Annotated in this window: 14 protein-coding genes; 8 read left to right on the top strand and 6 right to left on the bottom strand. The window is 74.0% G+C overall.

What is annotated here, in order from left to right; genetic code table 11:
* The first annotated feature begins 108 nt into the window (after positions 1-108).
* The 8 genes from KUA19_RS08650 to KUA19_RS08615 all read left to right on the top strand — a co-directional run bounded on the left by KUA19_RS08650 (position 109) and on the right by KUA19_RS08615 (position 9,784).
* Positions 109-1,461 (top strand): SDR family NAD(P)-dependent oxidoreductase, encoded by a 1,353-nt coding sequence (locus KUA19_RS08650; RefSeq protein WP_308167381.1) that lies wholly within the window; start codon positions 109-111, stop codon positions 1,459-1,461.
* The gene (locus KUA19_RS08645; protein ID WP_217395619.1) at positions 1,458-2,606 is read left to right on the top strand and encodes a leucine-rich repeat domain-containing protein; all 1,149 of its coding nucleotides are present in this window, start codon (positions 1,458-1,460) and stop codon (positions 2,604-2,606) included. The genes KUA19_RS08650 and KUA19_RS08645 overlap by 4 nt, the downstream gene beginning before the upstream one ends.
* Positions 2,603-4,309 carry an ankyrin repeat domain-containing protein gene (locus KUA19_RS08640; protein WP_217395618.1) on the top strand — a complete coding sequence of 569 codons (1,707 nt, stop codon included), beginning with the start codon at positions 2,603-2,605 and terminating at the stop codon, positions 4,307-4,309. Before KUA19_RS08645 ends, KUA19_RS08640 begins: the two co-directional genes overlap by 4 nt.
* Positions 4,310-4,332: 23 nt before the next feature.
* Positions 4,333-6,060 carry an ankyrin repeat domain-containing protein gene (locus KUA19_RS08635; RefSeq protein ID WP_217395617.1) on the top strand — a complete coding sequence of 576 codons (1,728 nt, stop codon included), beginning with the start codon at positions 4,333-4,335 and terminating at the stop codon, positions 6,058-6,060.
* Complete coding sequence (locus KUA19_RS08630; RefSeq protein ID WP_372451786.1) at positions 6,053-7,228, top strand: AAA family ATPase; 1,176 nt, start codon at positions 6,053-6,055, stop codon at positions 7,226-7,228. Before KUA19_RS08635 ends, KUA19_RS08630 begins: the two co-directional genes overlap by 8 nt.
* Positions 7,225-8,418, top strand: coding sequence for a vWA domain-containing protein (locus KUA19_RS08625; RefSeq protein WP_217395615.1), 1,194 nt, complete (start codon positions 7,225-7,227; stop codon positions 8,416-8,418). The genes KUA19_RS08630 and KUA19_RS08625 overlap by 4 nt, the downstream gene beginning before the upstream one ends.
* A gap of 63 nt (positions 8,419-8,481) precedes the next feature.
* Positions 8,482-8,988, top strand: coding sequence for a hypothetical protein (locus tag KUA19_RS08620; RefSeq protein WP_217395614.1), 507 nt, complete (start codon positions 8,482-8,484; stop codon positions 8,986-8,988).
* A complete protein-coding gene (locus KUA19_RS08615) occupies positions 8,969-9,784 on the top strand; it encodes a class F sortase (RefSeq protein WP_308167380.1) in 816 nt (271 codons plus the stop codon). Before KUA19_RS08620 ends, KUA19_RS08615 begins: the two co-directional genes overlap by 20 nt.
* Before the next feature lies 1 nt (position 9,785).
* Here KUA19_RS08615 and KUA19_RS08610 read toward each other — a convergent pair whose 3' ends face one another.
* From KUA19_RS08610 to KUA19_RS08585, 6 genes are all read right to left on the bottom strand, one after another.
* Positions 9,786-11,153 (bottom strand): transaminase, encoded by a 1,368-nt coding sequence (locus tag KUA19_RS08610; RefSeq protein WP_217395613.1) that lies wholly within the window; start codon positions 11,151-11,153, stop codon positions 9,786-9,788.
* Positions 11,154-11,238: 85 nt separating this feature from the next.
* On the bottom strand, positions 11,239-13,068 hold the full coding sequence (locus KUA19_RS08605; RefSeq protein WP_217395612.1) for a glycoside hydrolase family 15 protein: 1,830 nt from the start codon (positions 13,066-13,068) through the stop codon (positions 11,239-11,241).
* An 87-nt stretch (positions 13,069-13,155) separates the two neighbouring features.
* The gene (locus KUA19_RS08600) at positions 13,156-13,383 is read right to left on the bottom strand and encodes a hypothetical protein (protein WP_217395611.1); all 228 of its coding nucleotides are present in this window, start codon (positions 13,381-13,383) and stop codon (positions 13,156-13,158) included.
* 89 nt (positions 13,384-13,472) lie between these two features.
* Positions 13,473-13,844 (bottom strand): hypothetical protein, encoded by a 372-nt coding sequence (locus KUA19_RS08595; RefSeq protein ID WP_217395610.1) that lies wholly within the window; start codon positions 13,842-13,844, stop codon positions 13,473-13,475.
* 23 nt (positions 13,845-13,867) lie between these two features.
* Complete coding sequence (locus KUA19_RS08590) at positions 13,868-16,102, bottom strand: hypothetical protein (protein ID WP_217395609.1); 2,235 nt, start codon at positions 16,100-16,102, stop codon at positions 13,868-13,870.
* Positions 16,099-16,785 carry a hypothetical protein gene (locus tag KUA19_RS08585; RefSeq protein ID WP_217395608.1) on the bottom strand — a complete coding sequence of 229 codons (687 nt, stop codon included), beginning with the start codon at positions 16,783-16,785 and terminating at the stop codon, positions 16,099-16,101. The genes KUA19_RS08590 and KUA19_RS08585 overlap by 4 nt, the downstream gene beginning before the upstream one ends.
* Between the last annotated feature and the right edge of the window lie 62 nt (positions 16,786-16,847).

Genomic DNA, 16,847 nt, shown 5'->3' with positions numbered 1-16,847 from the left:
TCCGGATCGGCGGCAACGCGGCCCGTCCGGCCACGCCGGCCGCGCCTGGAGGGATCGATGCCGCCGAGCAGCACGTGGGTGCCGTCCGCGCGCGGCGCGGGGCCGAGCGTGAGCCCTTCCGATGTGGACACCTGTCTACGCGTGCTGGACGCGTTGCGCGACGGGACGCTGGACGAGGCCGACGCGGAGGCGGTCGGGCGGGCGGTCGGCGCGGTGTACCGCGACGGGCGCAAGGAGCGCCGGGCGGCCCGTTCGGCGGCGCGTCGGGAACAGGACCAGGAACTGCTGGCCGCAGCGCGCCGGTACCGGGAGGAGATTCCCGCGCTGACGGCGTCCGCGCCGTCCGGAACGGATGCGGCCGAGGCGCCGTCCCGGCTGCACAAGCCGCGCCGCTGCTACGTGTGCAAGACGCACTACCGGCTGGTCGACGCCGACTACCACCTGATGTGCCCGGACTGCGCGCGGGACAACCGGCAGCGGCGCGACGCCCGGTGCGATTTGACCGGGCGGCGGGCGGTGGTGACCGGCGGCCGCGTGAAGATCGGGTTCCACGTCGCCCTGAAGCTGCTGCGCGACGGCGCCGACGTGCTGGTCACCACCCGGTTTCCGTACGACGCCGCGCGCCGCTTCGCGGCCGTGCCCGACGCCGCCGACTGGCGCGACCGGCTGCACGTGCACGGTGTCGACTTCCTCGACCTGACCGGCGTGCTCGACCTGGTCGACACGGTGCACCGGCGCTGGGACCACCTCGACATCCTGGTCAACAACGCCGCGCAGACGCTGCACCGCCCGGCGGCCTACCACCGCGAGGTGCGGGCGGCCGAGCTCACCCCGCTGTCGGGCGCGGCCGCCGCGATCTCGGCGGTGCCCACCCGCGGGCACGCCGCCGCCGGGACCACCGCCCCCCTGCCCGCGCTGGTGCAGACGCTGTTCCCGGCCGGGGCCGTCGACGAGACCGGCGAGCCGCTTGACCTGCGCGAGGTCAACAGCTGGGTGCTGCGCGACCGGGACGTGACGCCACAGGAGTGGCTGGAGGTGCACGTGGTCAACGCGTTCGCGCCGTTCCTGCTCACCTCGCGGCTGCGGCCGCTGCTGACCGCCGCGCCGCACCCGCTGCGGCACGTGGTGCAGGTGTCGGCGATGGAGGGCAGCTTCTCCAGGGAGTACAAGACCGAGCGCCACCCGCACACCAACATGGCCAAGGCGTCCATGAACATGCTGACCCGCACCCTGGCCGCCGACTACCACCGCGACGGCATCCTGATGAACAGCGTGGACACCGGCTGGGTCACCGACGAGCGGCCGCACCCGGCCAAGCAGGCGCAGCGACAGGCCGGGTTCCGCCCGCCGCTGGACGTCGTCGACGGCGCCGCCCGGGTGTACGACCCGATCGTGCGCGAACGCCACGGCGACCCCGTGCACGGCGCCTTCCTCAAGGACTACCGGCCGGTGCCGTGGTGACCGAGCCGACCCCGCCCACCGGCCCGACGCCGGTCCGCTGCCCCGCCATCAGCCACCCCGAACTCGGCCTGGCCGACCCGGGCGACTTCGACGCGCTGCTGGCCCGCCTGGGCGAGCCCGACGCCGCCGCCGCGCCCGAGGACTTCCCGCGCGGCACCCTGCAGCCCGACGGGCGCCTCGACCTGTGCAAGCAGGGCCTGGGGCCGTACGCGGCGCAGCGGGTGGTGCAGGCCGCCGTCCGGTTCGGCCACGCCACCCACCTGCTACTGGGCACCAACGGCCTGGGCAGCGAGGGCGCCCGCGTGGTCGCCGACGCGCTCACCCCCGGCCACCGGGTGCGGACGGTCTACCTGGGCTGCAACCGCATCGACGCCGACGGCGCCGGGGCGCTGGCCGACCGGCTGTCCACCGACCGGACGGTGCGGGCGCTCTGGCTCAAACGCAACCCGATCGGCGACGCGGGCGTGGCCCGGCTGTGCCCCGCGCTGGCCGCCAACCCCACGCTGCGCACCCTGGACCTGGTGAACACCGGACTCAGCGCCTCCGGGCTGGCCGAACTGGCCCGCACCCTGGCCGGGCGGGCGACCCCGCTGGAGCGGTTGTTCCTGGGCGGCAACGGCCTCGGGCCGGACGCCGTCGCGGCGCTCGCCTCGATCATCCACGACGGCCGGGTGCGCGAGCTCTACCTGGCCGCCAACGCCCTCGGCGACACCGGCGCCGCCGCCCTGGCCGAGGCCGCCGAAGGGCTGCCGATGACGCTGGGCCTGGGCGGCAACGGCATCACCCCCGCCGGGACGGCCGCGCTCGCGGCCCGGCTGGGCGCCTGGCACGCCCTCGACCTGGCCCGACCGCCGTCGGAACGGGCATTGGGCGCCAGTGCCAACATCGTCGCCGATGAGGGCGCGGCCGCCCTGGCCGCGGTGCTGCCGAGCAGCGCCCTGCGGCGGTTGGACCTGCGCTTCACCGGCATCGGCGGGCGTGGGGCGAAGGTGCTGGTCGCGGCCCTACACGATGGCATGCCGCTGCGCTACCTCGGGCTCAACGGCGGCGTGCCCCGGCGGCTGCGGCGGCTGTCGACCGCCGTGCTGGGCCCGGCCGAGGCCCCGCACCCCGACATCAGCGCGATCGCGAGCGTGTACCGGTGACCGACGAGACGTCCGACCAGAACGAGCTGCCCACCTGGCGCCGGGTGCGCCGGTATGCCGTACCGGCGCCGATGATCGCGCGGGCCACGGCCCGGCGGCTGGCCGGGGACTGGCGCGGCGCCTGCGCCGCCGCCAACGTGGACGTGGTGTTCGACGCGGCGAAGCTCGCCGACACCTACGGCGCCGAGGCCGCCGCGCGGCTGGCCGACGAGCTGGCCGGGTTCGCCCCCGACCTGCTGCGCTGGCACCTGCCCCGGGCGCTGGGCGGGCGCACCAGTCTCGCCACCGGCGAGCAGTTCGCGCTCGCGCCGATGGTCGAGCGGGTCGAGGCGCAGCTGCCCCGCCTGGTGGTGCTGCTGCCGAAGACCGTCGACGGCTCGCAGCGGCTGCGCCTGGACGTGCGCACCGCCGCCCGGGAGGAGCTGCCCGGCTACCTGTGGGACGCCCGCGAGGCGCACGGGCTGCGCGCCGCCTGGGGCGGCGCGGACCGGATGCCGTTTCTGGCCGCCGACGGCACCCCGCTGGCCGCCGCCGACCTGGGCGTCGGCACCGGTGCGGCGGCTCGGGCCGAGCGCGCGGCCGCGCTGCTGGCCGCCGGTGACGTCGTCGGGGCCTGGCGTGAGGCCGGGATCGATCTCGACCCGGCCGACGCCAAGGGCCGCTGGGGGGTCACCATGACCGTCCGGAGCCTGCCCGCGCTCAACCTGGCCGGCCTGCTCCCGCAGGCCCGCGCCTTGGCCGCGCGGCACAACGTGACCGCGGTCCAGGTCAATTTCGGCTGGCGCATCCACGTCGAGCTGGACCTGAGCGACGACGCCGAGTGGCCCGGGGCGGACGAGGACCGTCGGTCCGGGCCGGACGGCGGCGGCGTGGTCCGGGCCCGGCTCACCAACGACCGCGACACCACGGCGGCGGAGCTGGCCGAGCCGCTCCACCGGCTGCCGGTCGACCTGGAGCTGCTGCGGCACGGGCTCATCACCGTCGCCGACCTGCATCCGCTGGTGCGGGCGGCCCTGGTTCCCGGCGCGGACGCGCCGCAGCCGGACGACGAGCCCGAGGTGCCCCGGTTCGAGCCGGTCGCGGTGCGCTGCCGAGGTGCCTGGCACCGGGTGCACAACGACGCGGGCCGGTTGCAGGTGCTCGACCACACGCCCGAGGAGGTGCTGCGCGAGCAGATGATGCGCAGCCTCGGCGGGCAGACGGCGGGCTGCTTCGCCGCCGAGCAGGCGTGGCGCAGCGGTGCCGGGCGGCTGCCGCGCAGGCTGCGGGCCCAGCGCGACGACCTGATGCAGCGGGTGCTGCACGGCGACACCGACGGCCTGTTGGCACTGCTCGACCGGGGCATGGACCCGCAGGTGCGCGACGGGCGCGGGTTCACGCTGCTGCACCACCTGCGCTGCCTCGACCACGAGCGGGTGCTGCCGCGGCTGCTGGCCGCCGGGCTGCCCGTGGACGCCCGCGACCACAAGGGGCGTACGCCGCTGCACGTCGCGGTCGGCTGGGTCGGCACGTCCGCGCTGGTCAAGGCGCTGCTGGAGGCCGGGGCCGACCCGAAGGCCGACGACGCCGACGGGGTGTCGCCGACGCTGCTGCTGGAGTACAAGGGCGGCGACATGTTCGACGACGAGGACGAGGACTGGTTCGACGGGCAGCAGGACCTGCGCCTGGTGAAGCGGTACCTCGAAGAGGCCGCCGAGCGGTGAGGCGCGCGCGAGGGCCCGCGTCCATGCTCGACGAGTCGATCCAGCCGGATCTGCCGAGCTGGCGTCGGGTGCGGCGGTACGCGGTGCCGCAGCGGATGATCGCTCGGACGACGGCCAGGCGGCTGGCCGGGGACTGGCGGGGCGCCTGCGCGGCCGCAAACGTGGAGGTCGCCTTCGACGAGGCGGATCTCGTCGAAGCGTACGGTGCCCGGACGGCGGCCCGCCTCATCGACGAGCTGACCGGATTCGCCCCGGATCTGCTGCGCTGGCACCTGCCCCGGGCGCTGCGCGGGCGCACCGGCCTGGCCACCGAGCGGTCGTTCGTCCTCGCCCCGAAGGTCACCCGGGTGACCGACGACATGCCACGCCTGGCGGTGCTGCTGCCCGCGTTCGTCGACGGATCGCAGCGGCTGCGCCTGGAGATCCGCGACACCGGCGGCACCCCGGAGCTGCCCGCGTTCCTGTGGGACGCACGCGAGGCACACCGGCTGCGTGCCGTCTGGGGCGGCTCGGCCGAGCGCATGCCGTTCCTCGCCCCGGACGGCACCCCCCTCACCCAGCAGCGGCAGCAGGAGCTGGCGGGTTCCGACTCCGCCACCAGGGCCGAGGACATCGCCGCGCTGCTGGCCATGGGCGACCTGGACGCCGCGTGGGAGCTGGCCGGCATCCCGCTGGTCTCCGAGCACGTCGACGACGAGGTCAAACCGGTCAGCCACCACTACGGCGCGAAGGCCGTTCGTGACGTGCTGCGCAGCCGGGGACAGGCGCGGCAGCTGAACCTCGTGGGGTTGCGCCTTCTGGTCGACGACCTCACCGCGAGACACGGCGTGGCCGCGATGGGGCTGACGTTCGGCGGTCAGGCCCGCATGGTGGTGCGGCGGGGCGCGGACGGCGGGCTCACGGCGCGGCTGCCCGCCCACGGCGTCTCGTTCGTCGACCTCCCCGAGCTGCTGCATCGGCGCCCGGTCGACCTCGACCTCCTGCACCACGGAATGATCACTCTCGACGAACTCCATCCACTGGTACGCGCGGCGGTGCTGCCCGGCGCACCGACCGCGTCACCCGCCGCACCACGGCCGGTGTCCGAGCCGGTCCGGGTCCGGTGCCGGGGTGCCTGGCACCAGGTGCGCCCCGACCCGGGCGGCCTGCTGTTGCTCGATCACTCCGCCGAGGAGATGCTGCGCGAGCAGACGCTGCACAGCCTGGGCGGCGCGGTCGCGGGCTGCTTCGCCACCCGGCTGGCGTGGCAGACCGGGTCTGGGCGCCTGCCCCGACGGCTGCGCGCCCAGCGCATCGACCTCATGCAGCTGGTGCTGCACGGCGACGCCGATGAGGCGCTGGACCTGCTCGACCGCGGTATGGATCCGTCGATACGCGACGGGCGCGGGTTCACGCTGCTGCACCTGCTGTCCTACCTGGAACACGAGCGGCTGCTGCCGCGGCTGCTGGCGGCCGGGGTGCCCGTGGACGCGCGCGACCGCGAGGGCCGTACGCCGCTTCACGTCGCCGTCAAGCGGGCCACCTCCTTGCCGCTGGTGCGGGCGCTGACGGAGGCGGGCGCCGACCCGTACGCCGAGGACCGGCACGGAATGTCGCCGTGGCGGTGGGTCCTGCTCCTGACGGACTCCAGCGAGGAGGAGGACGGCGACGAGGACGACGAGGTGCTTCGGCGACTGGGCACCCCCTCGGCGCGCAGGCTTCTGATACGGCGATACCTGGAACAGTGGAGAAGGCGTGACGACTTTGGATGACCCGCTGCTGGCGGCTGATGAACTGATCGGGCGGACCCGGTCGTGGCGCGGCGAGCCGGTGACCGATCCGCGTGCCCAGGCGCTGGCGCTGGCGGTGTCGGCGAACCTGCCGGTGCTGCTGTGGGGCGAGCCTGGCATCGGCAAGTCCGCGACGCTGCAGCAGCTCGCGGTGGGGCTGGGCGTGCCGCTGGAGACGGTGATCGCCAGCGTGCACGAGCCGTCGGACTTCGCCGGGCTGCCGATCGTCGGCGACAACCCGGCCGTGGACGGGGTGCCGATGGCGCCGCCGGACTGGGCGGTGCGGCTGGCCCGTACCGGTCGGGGCCTGCTGTTCTTCGACGAGCTGTCCTCGGCACCCCCGGCCGTGCAGGCGGCGCTGCTGCGGGTGGTGCTGGAGCGGCGGGTCGGCAGCCTCGAGCTGCCCGCCTCGATCCGGATCGTGGCGGCGGCCAACCCGCCTGCCAGCGCCGCCGACGGCTGGCACCTGAGCCCGCCGCTGGCCAACCGGTTCGTGCACCTGCACTGGACGCACGACCCGAAGGCGGTCGCGCGCGGCCTGGCCGGAACGTGGCCCGCGATCACGGTGCCGTCGGTGATCCCGTCGCGGGCGGCAGGCGCGGTGGCGCGGGCGCGGGGCACGATCGCCGGTTTTCTCACCGCCCGGCCGGGTCTGGTGCACCACCTGCCGACCGACGCCGACAGCCGGGGCGGGGCGTGGCCGTCGCCGCGCAGCTGGGAGATGGCGCTGCGACTGCTGGCGTTCCACCTGTGCACCGACACCAGCCGCGACGCGCTGGCCACCGCGGTGATCGGCGCGGTGGGCGACGGGCCGGGGCTGGAGTTCATCACGTACCTGCAGGAGCTGGATCTGCCCGATCCGGAGCGGGTGCTGGCCGACCCGGACGCGTTCACGCTGCCCGAGCGGGGTGACCGGCAGCTGGCGTTCCTGACGGCGGTGGTCGCGGCGGTGCAGGCGGAGGTGACCCGCAAGCGCTGGGAGGCGGGCTGGGTGGTGCTGGCCAAGGCGGTGGAGGCGGGCGTGCCGGACGTGGCCGCGCGGGCGGCGCTGGACCTGGCGGCGCTGCGCGACACCGACTGGCCGGTGCCGGACTCGATCGACGCCTTCGTCGAGGTGCTGAGCCTGTCCGGAATGCTGTCCGGGCGATGACCGGCGGGCTGGACCGGACCCGGCTGCTCGCCGCGCGGCTGCGCGCCGCCCAGGACCGGCCGTACCTGGCCACGGCCTTGTACAGCCTCACCATCGTCGCCAGCGAGCAGGTGCCGACGATGGGCGTGGACCGGCACTGGCGCTGCTACGCCAACCCCCGGTTCGTCGCCGAGACGCCGGTCGACCAGCTGGCGGCGGTATGGATCCACGAGGTCGCACACCTGCTGCGCGACCACCACGGCCGGGCCGACCGGCTGCCCGTCGCCGACCGGCGCGACCACCACCGGCTCAACATCGCGCAGGACTGCGAGATCAACGACGACCTGCTCGCCGACGGCCTGCCGCTGCCGGAGTCCCGGGTCGACCCGAAGGCGCTGGGCCTGCCGATCGGGCAGCTGTTCGAGCAGTACCTGCCGTCGCTGCCGAACACTCGGTACGTGCTGGTGGAGTGCGGGTCGGGGGCGCATGGAAACCCGATGCCATGGGAACTGGATCCGGCGGGGGCCGCCGGGGTGCCCGGGGTGGAGGCGGATGCGATCCGGCGGCAGACCGCGCACGCGATGCGCGGCCACCAGCGCTCGCGCGGCAAGCTGCCGGCGGGTTGGCAGCGCTGGGCGCAGCAGGTGCTGGAGCCGGTGGTCGACTGGCGCCAGGCGCTGACCGGCGCGGTACGCGAGGCGGCGGCCTGGGCCGGCGGGGCGGTGGACTACACGTACCAGCGGCCGTCGCGGCGCGGGGCGGCGCTGCGCGGGGTGGTGCTGCCGAGCCTGCGCGCCCCGCTGCCGCGCGTGGCGATCGTGGTGGACACCTCGGGTTCGATGTCCGAGGACGACCTGGCCGCGGTGATGGGTGAGATCTCGGGGGTGCTGCGCGCGGTGGGCGTACGCGGCAACCGGGTCACCGTGCTGGCCTGCGACGCCGACGTGCACGCCACACGCAAGGTGGCCACCGTCGGCGAGGTGGTGCTCGCGGGCGGCGGCGGCACGGACATGCGCGTGGGCGTCGCGGCGGCGCTGGCGGTGCCGCAGCCGCCGCACGTCGTGATCGTGCTGACCGACGGCTACACGCCGTGGCCGGAGGCGGCGCTGAGCCGGACCCGGATCATCGCGGGCCTGGTCGGGGACCAGCCGCCGACGCCGCCGGGGTGGATCGAGTCGATTCTCATCACGACGAACTCGGGCAAAGCATGAGCCAAGTCCGATAAGAGATGGTTTGGTGTACCCATACGATCAGCACATTCGGGGGGATCGGCCATGGGCACACTCGCTCGGCGTACGGCGATGACCGGCGCCATCGGTGCCGCAGCGGCGGCTCTGTCGTTTCCGGTCGCGGCGTTCGCCGCCGCCGACGTCACCGTCAACCCCGCGGCGGTCGCCCCGGGCGGGGTGTTCACCGTCGCCGCCTACTGCAGCGCCAGCGCCACCTCGGCACAGCTCAGCGGCACGAGCTGGGGCGGCCCGTCGGAGATCAACCTGGACGGGTACGCCGAGGGCGGGCCGGGCGCGTTCGCGTCCTCGCTGACCGTGCCGACCACGACCCTGCCCGGGACGTACACGCTGGACGTGACCTGTGGCGACGGCGAGACCGGCAGCGGCAGCCTGGTCGTGTCGCCGGCCGGCGCGCCCGCGGGCGGCGGCGGCTCGACCTCGGGCGGACCGAACCGGGTCATGCTCGCGGTGGGCGGCAGCCTGGTGCTGGTCTCCGGCGCGGGCGCCGGTCTGCTGCTACGCCGGAGGTACCGTGGCAACCACTGCGCCTGAGCCGGCGCCCTGGTCCCACCCCGACGAGCGGACCGGCCGCGCCTCGGTCACCGTGGCGCCCAGCCAGGCGCTGGTGCCGGTGTCCACGCAGGTCCCGGCGCAGGTGCAGCAACTGCTCGGCCGCCACCGCGCGGGCGGGCGCCGCCGCGACGGCCGGTTGCCCGCCACCACGCTGGTGGTGCTGTGCGCGCTGGCCGGGCTGGTGCTGCTGGCCGCCGCGTTCGTGACCGCGCCCAAGCCGCCGCCGCAGCCCGCCGTCGACAGCGGCCGCTACCAGGCCGGGGACACCGACCGGCGCCCCGACGCGCGCGGTGTCCGGCCGATGGAGCGGTCGGTGCCGGTGCGGGTGCGCATCCCGACGATCAACGTGGACGCGGTCGTGGTCACCGTCGGCACCAACCTCGACGGCACGCTGCAGGTCCCCGAACTCACCCACGCCGACCTGACCGGCTGGTACCGGTACGGCCCGAGCCCCGGCGAGCGCGGCAACGCCGTCATCGTCGGCCACGTCGACACCCGCGCCAGCGGCCCGGCCGTCTTCTACGAGCTGGGACGGCTGGCGGCGGGCACCCGCGTCGAGGTGGTGCGGATGGACGGCAGCGTCGCGGTGTTCAGCGTGGTCAAGGTGCGATCGTTTCCCAAGGCCGAGTTCCCGGCCACCCGGGTGTACGGCACCAGCGACGACATGGGGCTGCGCCTGGTCACCTGCGGTGGGACGTACGACGCGACCCAGCGCGGCTATCTGAACAGCACCGTGGTCTTCGCCGCCCTCACCGGCACCGAACGCGTGAGCTGACTCAGCCCACCAGTTCGGCCACGGCCGACTCGAACACGTCGGTGTGCCGGGCGACGTCGGCGTCGGAGGTGTCCGGGCACATCAGCGCCATGTTGTGGAACGGCGTCATCAGGATGCCCCGGTTCAGCGTGTACAGGTGCATGTACTCGTCGAGCGGGTCGTCGGCGGCCGCGGCGGACTCGCCGCCCGAACGCGGCGCCGGTCGGGTGAACCGGTACTCCGCCCGCGCCCCGAGCTGGGTCACCGACCAGGGCACGTCGGCGGTCTCCAGCACCCGCCGCACCTCCTCGGTGTATGTGGACGCCAGCCGGATCATGTGCGCGAACGCGTCGTCGGTGAGCACCTCGCCCAGCGTGGCCCGCATCGCCGCGAGCGAGAGCGCGTTGCCCGCCAGGGTGCCGCCGACGCCGCCCACGTCCACGATGTCGGCCTCACCGCTGCTCGCACGCCGGTGCACCGCGTCGGCGACCTCGTCGGAGAGGCCGTACGCGCCGCAGGGGATGCCGCCGCCGATGGACTTGCCGATGACGAACACGTCGGGGCGCAGCCCGTCGCGCCTGGTCATGCCGCCGGGTCCGGCCGAGATGGTGTGCGTCTCGTCGATCATCAGCAGCGCGCCGTACCTGGTGGCCAGTTCGCGCAGGCCGTCGAGGAAACCGGGTGCGGGCAGCACGATGCCGATGTTGGTCAGCGCGGGCTCGGTGAGGATCGCGGCGACGTCGCCGTGGGCCAGCTCCCGCTCGACGGCGGCCAGGTCGTTCCACTCGGCGACGCGGGTGGTGACCGTCGGGTCGACGGCCGGGGCCACGTTGCCGGGGCGGCTCGCGGGTAGGCCGTCAGGCCCGACCACGATGAAGGTCTCGTCGACCGAGCCGTGGTAGCAGTAGGAGAAGACCAGCAGCTTCGGCTTGCCGGTGACCAGCCGGGCCAGCCGCACCGCCCACCGGTTGGCGTCGGTGGCGCTGAGCGTGAACGACCACTTCGGCAGCCCGAACCGGCGGGCCAGCTCCGCGCCGACCCACTCGGCGTCCTCGGTGGGCAGCATGGTGGTGATGCCGCCCTCGGTGCCGATGCGCCGGGCCACCGCGCGGACCGTGGGCTGCGGGCTGTGCCCGGCCATGGCACCGGTGTCGCCGAGGGCGAAGTCGACGTAGGACCGCCCGTCCACGTCGGTGATCTTGTTGCCGTGCGCGGTGGCGTACGCGATCGGGAAGCCGCCCGCCCACTTGCTCATCCAGGTCATCGGCACCCGCCCGAACAGGTGGTCGGCCGCCCGGTGCAGCTCCAGCGAGCGCGGATGCTCGGCCCGGTAGCGCTCGCGCTCGCGGTCCACGAGCTTCTCCACGCGGGTACGGTCGATGCCGGTCATCCCGGCACGGTAACACGGATTCCGTTGCTCCCGAACAGCTTGCCTTCGGATTTCGCAGCGCTTCCTTCGGATTTCGCAGCGGTTCTCACAGCGCGGCGCGGTGCTGGGCCTGCGCGATGGCCCAGGCCGCGTTGACCAGGCCGATGTGGCTGAACGCCTGCGGGAAGTTGCCCAGCAGCTCGCCACTGTCCGGGTCGACCTCCTCGGCCAGCAGCCCGACGTCGTTGACGTACCCGGCGGCCCGCTCGAACACCTCGACGGCGCGGTTGACCCGGCCCGCCTCGGCCAGCGCCTGGGCCAGCCAGAACGTGCACAGCAGGAAGGTGCCCTCGCCGCCTGCCAACCCGTCCACGCCCGCCTCGGCCCGATACCGGTAGACCAGGCCGCGCTCGTCGGTGAGCCGGTCGGCGATCGCCTCGACCGTCGACACGACGCGCGGATCGGTGGCGGGCAGGAAACCCACGATCGACAGCATCAGGCAGGACGCGTCCAACTCGTCGCCGCCGAAGTACTGCGTGAACGCGCCGACGCGTTCGTTCCAGCCCTCGCTCAGCACGGTGGCGTGCAGTTCGTCGCGGGCCCGCGCCCAGTCGGGCACCCGGTCGGCGGCGCCGAGCCGGTCCGCCAGGCGGATCGCCCGGTCCAGCGCCACCCAGCACATCACCTTCGAGTACGTGAAGTGCCGCGGCCCGCCCCGCACCTCCCAGATGCCCTGGTCGGGGTCGTGGCAGCGGCGGGCGGCGGTGTCGGCCAGGGCGACCAGGAAGGCGCGCATGTCGTCGTCCACGGTCGCGATGTGGCGTTCGAGCCGACAGGCGGCGTCGAGCAGTTCGCCGTACACGTCGATCTGCTGCTGGTCCCAGGCGCCGTTGCCGACCCGCACCGGGCGGCTGCCGCGCCAGCCGTGCAGCCGGGGCAGGGTGCGTTCGGACAGGTCGTGTTCGCCGCCGACGCCGTACATGATCTGCAGTGGGCGGTCGGCCGACAGCGTCCCGGCCGCGGCGGTGGTCATGAAGGCGAAGAAGCTCTCCGCCTCGTCGGGGCAGGCGGCGACCCACAGCGCCTGCATGGTGAAGCTGGCGTCGCGGACCCAGGAGTACCGGTAGTCCCAGTTGCGCTCGCCCCCGACCGCCTCCGGCAATGAAGTGGTGGGCGCGGCCACGATCGCGCCGCTGGGCTGGTACGTCAGCCCCTGCAGCACCCGGCCGCTGAGGTGGACGAGTTCCCGCCACGGGCCCTCGTACCGCTGGTGCAGCTTGGACCAGGAGCGCCAGGACTCGACGGTGCCCGCCATCCGGGCGGCGATCTCATCCTCGGCCCAGATCCGCGCGGGCTGCTGCTCCAGCGTCGAGCGGTGCAGGGCGAACCACAGCTCCTGCCCGCCGCGCACGGTCAGCCGCGCTCGCGCGTCGCCGTCGGCCACGGCCAGCGGCACGGGGCTCGACAGCACCAGCCGGTCGGCGCCGCCACGCACGGACACTCCCCCGTCGACGGCCGACAGCAGCGGTTGGACCAGCCCGTACTCGGGCCGGGGGCGGAAGCACAGGTCGAACTCGACCTCGCCGGCCAGGCCGCGCACGCCCCGCATGAGCAGGTGTGGGGCGCCCTGGCCCAGGGCGTGGCCGTGGTTGCCCTCCCCCATCGCCATCGCGTCGGTGAGCACGGCCGTGCCGGTCGAGGTGTGGAAGGTGGTCTCCAGCACCAGCGTCTGATCGGCGTATCCGCGCAGCGTGTGGTGCTCGCCGACCGGGCTGATGGACCAGTGCCCGCCACCGTCGTCGAGCAGCCGGTCGAACACCGAGGGGCTGTCGAAGCGGGGGAAGCACAACCAGTCGACCGACCCGTCCCGGGTCACCAGCGCCGCGCTGTGGCAGTCGGACAGCAGCGCGTGCGCGCCGATCGGTACGCCGCTCATGCTCCCAGTCTCGCCACGACCGGCCCCGGTGGTGGCCCATTCGCCACCTGGCGGTGCCGGACTTCCAGCGCGCGCCATCGGCGCACGTCAGGTGTCGAGTTCCTGCCCTGAGGAATGCCATGCCCGCAGGCCCACGGGTCCTTCGATTACAAGCTCCCCGTCGCCGACCTCGATGAAACCGAGGATGGGGCTCTCGTCATCGGGCCAACCTACGACGACGTGGTCTGTCGACGGAATGTCGTGCTCCATTCCGCTGGGTTCGAATCGCACCGTCAAGGCGCAATCCGTGCTGTTGTGAACCTTGAATTGCGCCATCGGTACCTACCACCAGCCAGGTGCCCACGCGAGCCCACACCTCATACGGTGTACGTACACCGTATGAGGTGTGGGCTCGCGTGTAGTTACTACCGCGCCGTGACCGTGATCTCGGAGACGGCGGGCAGGGTCGCCGGGGCCTCGTCGGTGACCCAGGCGTACTCCAGCGCGGCCAGGCGGCCGTCCTGCAGCCACAGCAGCAGCTCACCGGCGAACTCGCCGTCGGGCCCGGTCACCGCCGCGTCCACCGGCACCAGGCCGTCCGCCAGCGGCGCCGCGGGCGCCGAGTCCGGCACGACCAGGTCGATGCTCGGCCCGTCGCCGTCGGCCCACGAGCCCTCGGCGGACGCCGCCTCGACCTGGTCCCGCAGCGCTTCGGCGCCCTTGAACGGGGCCGACAGCAGGTGGCGCAGCACCGCCCGCTCATCGTCGGTCAGCGGCCGTCCGGTCGCTTCGCTCATCGTCGCATCCTTCCGAGTCTCGATCACGGTATGAAGGCAGTACCGATCTTGGGAATGCCGTTCACGACGGCGCCCCGGATGGTCACCGTGGCGCCTTCGATGATCCGGGTTACCTCGAACCGGCCCGCGGCGGGCAGGCCCTCACCACTGGCGAGGCTGTCGACCAGCGCCTTCATCGCCTCCGAGCGCCCACCCGCCGCCTCGACCAGCGGCTCCAGGTTGTGCTTGGCGGGGTCGATGATGTGGGCGAGTTTGGACTCGGTGTTGGCGTACTCGAAGGCCTGCTCCATCACCTCTTCGGAGAAGCCTTCGCCCGCCGCGGCCCCCTCTGCGGCGGCGCCCTCGGCAGCAGCGCCCTCGGCGGCGGCACCTTCGGCAGCGGCCCCCTCGGCAGCAGCGGCTTCCGCGGCAGCAGCCTCCGCCGCCGCGGCCTCAGCGGCAGCGGCCTCAGCGGCAGCGGCAGCTTCGGCGGCGGCAGCGGCCTCAGCGGCAGCGGCAGCTTCGGCGGCGGCAGCGGCCTCGGCGGCAGCAGCAGCTTCTGCGGCGGCGGCAGCTTCGGCGGCGGCCGCAGCAGCTTCAGCCGCCGCAGCAGCCTCGGCGGCGGCAGCGGCTTCCGCCGCGGCGGCGGCCGCTGCCTCCGCCTCCGCCAGGGCGGCGGCCTCGGCCAGGCCCGCCCCGGCCAGGATTTCCGGCAGCAGGAAAACGGCCAGCGCGATCAGCGCGATCGCGCCCACGACCAGCGCGACCTTCACGCCGAACGAGCAGTCGGTCAATCCCGAGCAGTTGTCCGCGAACGCCGGTGCGCTTGACCCGCCCACAACCGCGACGACCATCGCACCGAGCAGAGCGACCCGACGCACGATCCGCGCCGCGAATCCGGCCAGGCCCGGCGGCGGGAAGGCGGGCGGCTCGCTCGGCCCCGATGCGGCGGGCGGGCCCGCTGGAGGCGGGGTGGCCGGGGCGGTCGGCGGCGCGGGCGGATCCGCCGAGGGCGGGACGGTTGGCGGGGCGGGCGGCGGGCTGGTCGGGATCGGCTGGGTCGGGATCGCCACCGTGGGCGCCAGCGGCCCGCTCGCGGCGGCCGCGCTCACGCCCCCGGTCGGGGCGGCCGGACCGGCCGGACCCGACTGGCCGCGCAGGCGGCCGAAGGTCAGGCGCGGGCCGGGCAGCAGGAACACCGACACGATGAAAGACAGGAAGATCGAGACGACCAGCGGCGTGAACGACCGCTCACCCTGGTCCACGAACGGCTGGACGATCACCGACGTGGACAGGTAGCTGAACAGCACACACACGCCGATGCGCACCAGCAGCGGCACCTTGGCCACGAGGGCCGGGTAGACCGGGATCAGCGGCACCACCGCGACCCGCAGCAGCAGGATGCCGGTCAGCAGCACCCACACCACCAGCCCGAGGAACAGATTGCTGACCAGGCCGGACAACAGCAGCGTCACGAACAGCGCCTGCGCGGGCAGCAGCACCAGCCGCATCACGTCCGGCAGCGCGCCGGGCGGCTTCGGGGCAGCCACGGCCACCGCGGGCGGACGGACCGGCTTGCGCGCGGCTATCAGCATCGCCCCGCTGCGAGCAACGGCGGCGAACCCGGCGAACACCGCCAGCCAGAACGCGTTGGCCTGGATCGGCTGCACCGCCGCAGTGTCGGGCACCTGCCCGGCGAAGCTCCACAGCGGACGGATCATAAAGGGGGTGGCGTGCGCCCAGGCGTAGGTGTACCCGGCCACCACCAGCACGTAGATACCCTGCCCCGCCACCAGCGCCAGGTCGGGGTTACTCCGGCGCACCACCTGCGCGGTGCGGGCCGCGAAGCCCGCGCCCAGCAGCGGCGCCAGCACCAGCAGGCTCGCCAGCAGCAGGTACGACATGGCCAGCGGGACGTACCCGGTGGTGACGCGGTCGATCGCGTCGCCGTAGTACCAGAACCCGGGCAGGCCGGTGCGGTCGGTCACGGCCAGGTCCACCAGCGCGTACCCCGACCAGGTCCACAATCCCACCGCCGCACCCGCCCCCGCCGCCAGCACCATGAACGCGACGACGAAGAACGAGTACGTGTAGACGGTGCCGGGGTGGATCAGCCCGAGGAACGCGCCGAGCGCGAACCCGCCCAGCGGAGCGGCGACGGCCAACGGCGGCCAGGCGCGCAGGTACGCGCCGTCGCCTGTGATCGCGCCCAGGGTCAGCCACAGTCGCCGGGTGGCGGCGGGCAGCTGCAACCACAGGACGTCCACCAGCTTGTTCACAGCACCTCCGCGGGTTTCGGGGTCTCGACCGGCGCGTCGGCCGGGGCGGTGGCGCGGGCGGCCAGGCGGCGTACGCCGATCGCGGCCACCACGCCGAGGGTGGAGCCGTATACGACGTGGCCGAGGGCGGAGATCTCCAGGAACTCGTTGAGCATCTGGATCCGCAGCCAGGTCGGGTAGAGGAACGCCATGCACAGTTCCAGGCCGATGCCCCACAGCGCGCCGGTCCACCAGGACGGCCGTTTGAAGACCAGGGTGTACGCCAGGCCGAAGAACGTGCCGTTGGAGATGTGGTAGAGCGTGCCGACCGCGAAGATGAGCACGTCGGGGTGGTTCGGGCCGATGAACAGCTCGCCGAAGATGTGGAACACGTGGAACGGCTTGAACGACATGTCGAACAGCGCCACCACGCCGTAGCGCGCCGCGTCGTACGCCAGGGTGCCGACGAGGCCCGCGAGCAGGCCGACCCCGGCGCGGCGGCGCAGCGCCCGGCGTCCGGCCGGGTCCATCCGCGACAGCACGAAGCCGAAGACCGCCGCGCCCAGCAGCGCGAACGCGCCGATTGCCAGCGGCAGCGAGACGTCGGTGAGGATGTGCACCACCAGGCCCGCGCCGCCGGCCATGGGCAACCCGATGAGGAAGATCCGCCTACGCAGCGCGGGGACGTTGTGGTTCGCCGTCACGCGCCGCCTCCATCCGAACAGGACACGTGGTACAGCAAACAGCGATGAGCCGCGTGCCGAAA

It is taken from the genome of Catellatospora tritici (assembly GCF_019083965.1).
GTDB lineage: Bacteria > Actinomycetota > Actinomycetes > Mycobacteriales > Micromonosporaceae > Catellatospora > Catellatospora tritici.
The sequence above is the reverse complement of the archived record's forward strand: the minus strand, read 5'-3'. Positions and strand labels throughout refer to the sequence as shown.

Bases quoted from the DNA above. Each gene is read 5' to 3' on its own strand.
- KUA19_RS08605 (WP_217395612.1), bottom strand. From the start codon at position 13,068: ATGAGCGGCGTACCGATCGGCGCGCACGCGCTGCTGTCCGACTGCCAC.
- KUA19_RS08635 (WP_217395617.1), top strand. From the start codon at position 4,333: ATGCTCGACGAGTCGATCCAGCCGGATCTGCCGAGCTGGCGTCGGGTG.
- KUA19_RS08600 (WP_217395611.1), bottom strand. From the start codon at position 13,383: ATGGCGCAATTCAAGGTTCACAACAGCACGGATTGCGCCTTGACGGTG.
- KUA19_RS08625 (WP_217395615.1), top strand. From the start codon at position 7,225: ATGACCGGCGGGCTGGACCGGACCCGGCTGCTCGCCGCGCGGCTGCGC.
- KUA19_RS08595 (WP_217395610.1), bottom strand. From the start codon at position 13,844: ATGAGCGAAGCGACCGGACGGCCGCTGACCGACGATGAGCGGGCGGTG.
- KUA19_RS08620 (WP_217395614.1), top strand. From the start codon at position 8,482: ATGGGCACACTCGCTCGGCGTACGGCGATGACCGGCGCCATCGGTGCC.
- KUA19_RS08610 (WP_217395613.1), bottom strand. From the start codon at position 11,153: ATGACCGGCATCGACCGTACCCGCGTGGAGAAGCTCGTGGACCGCGAG.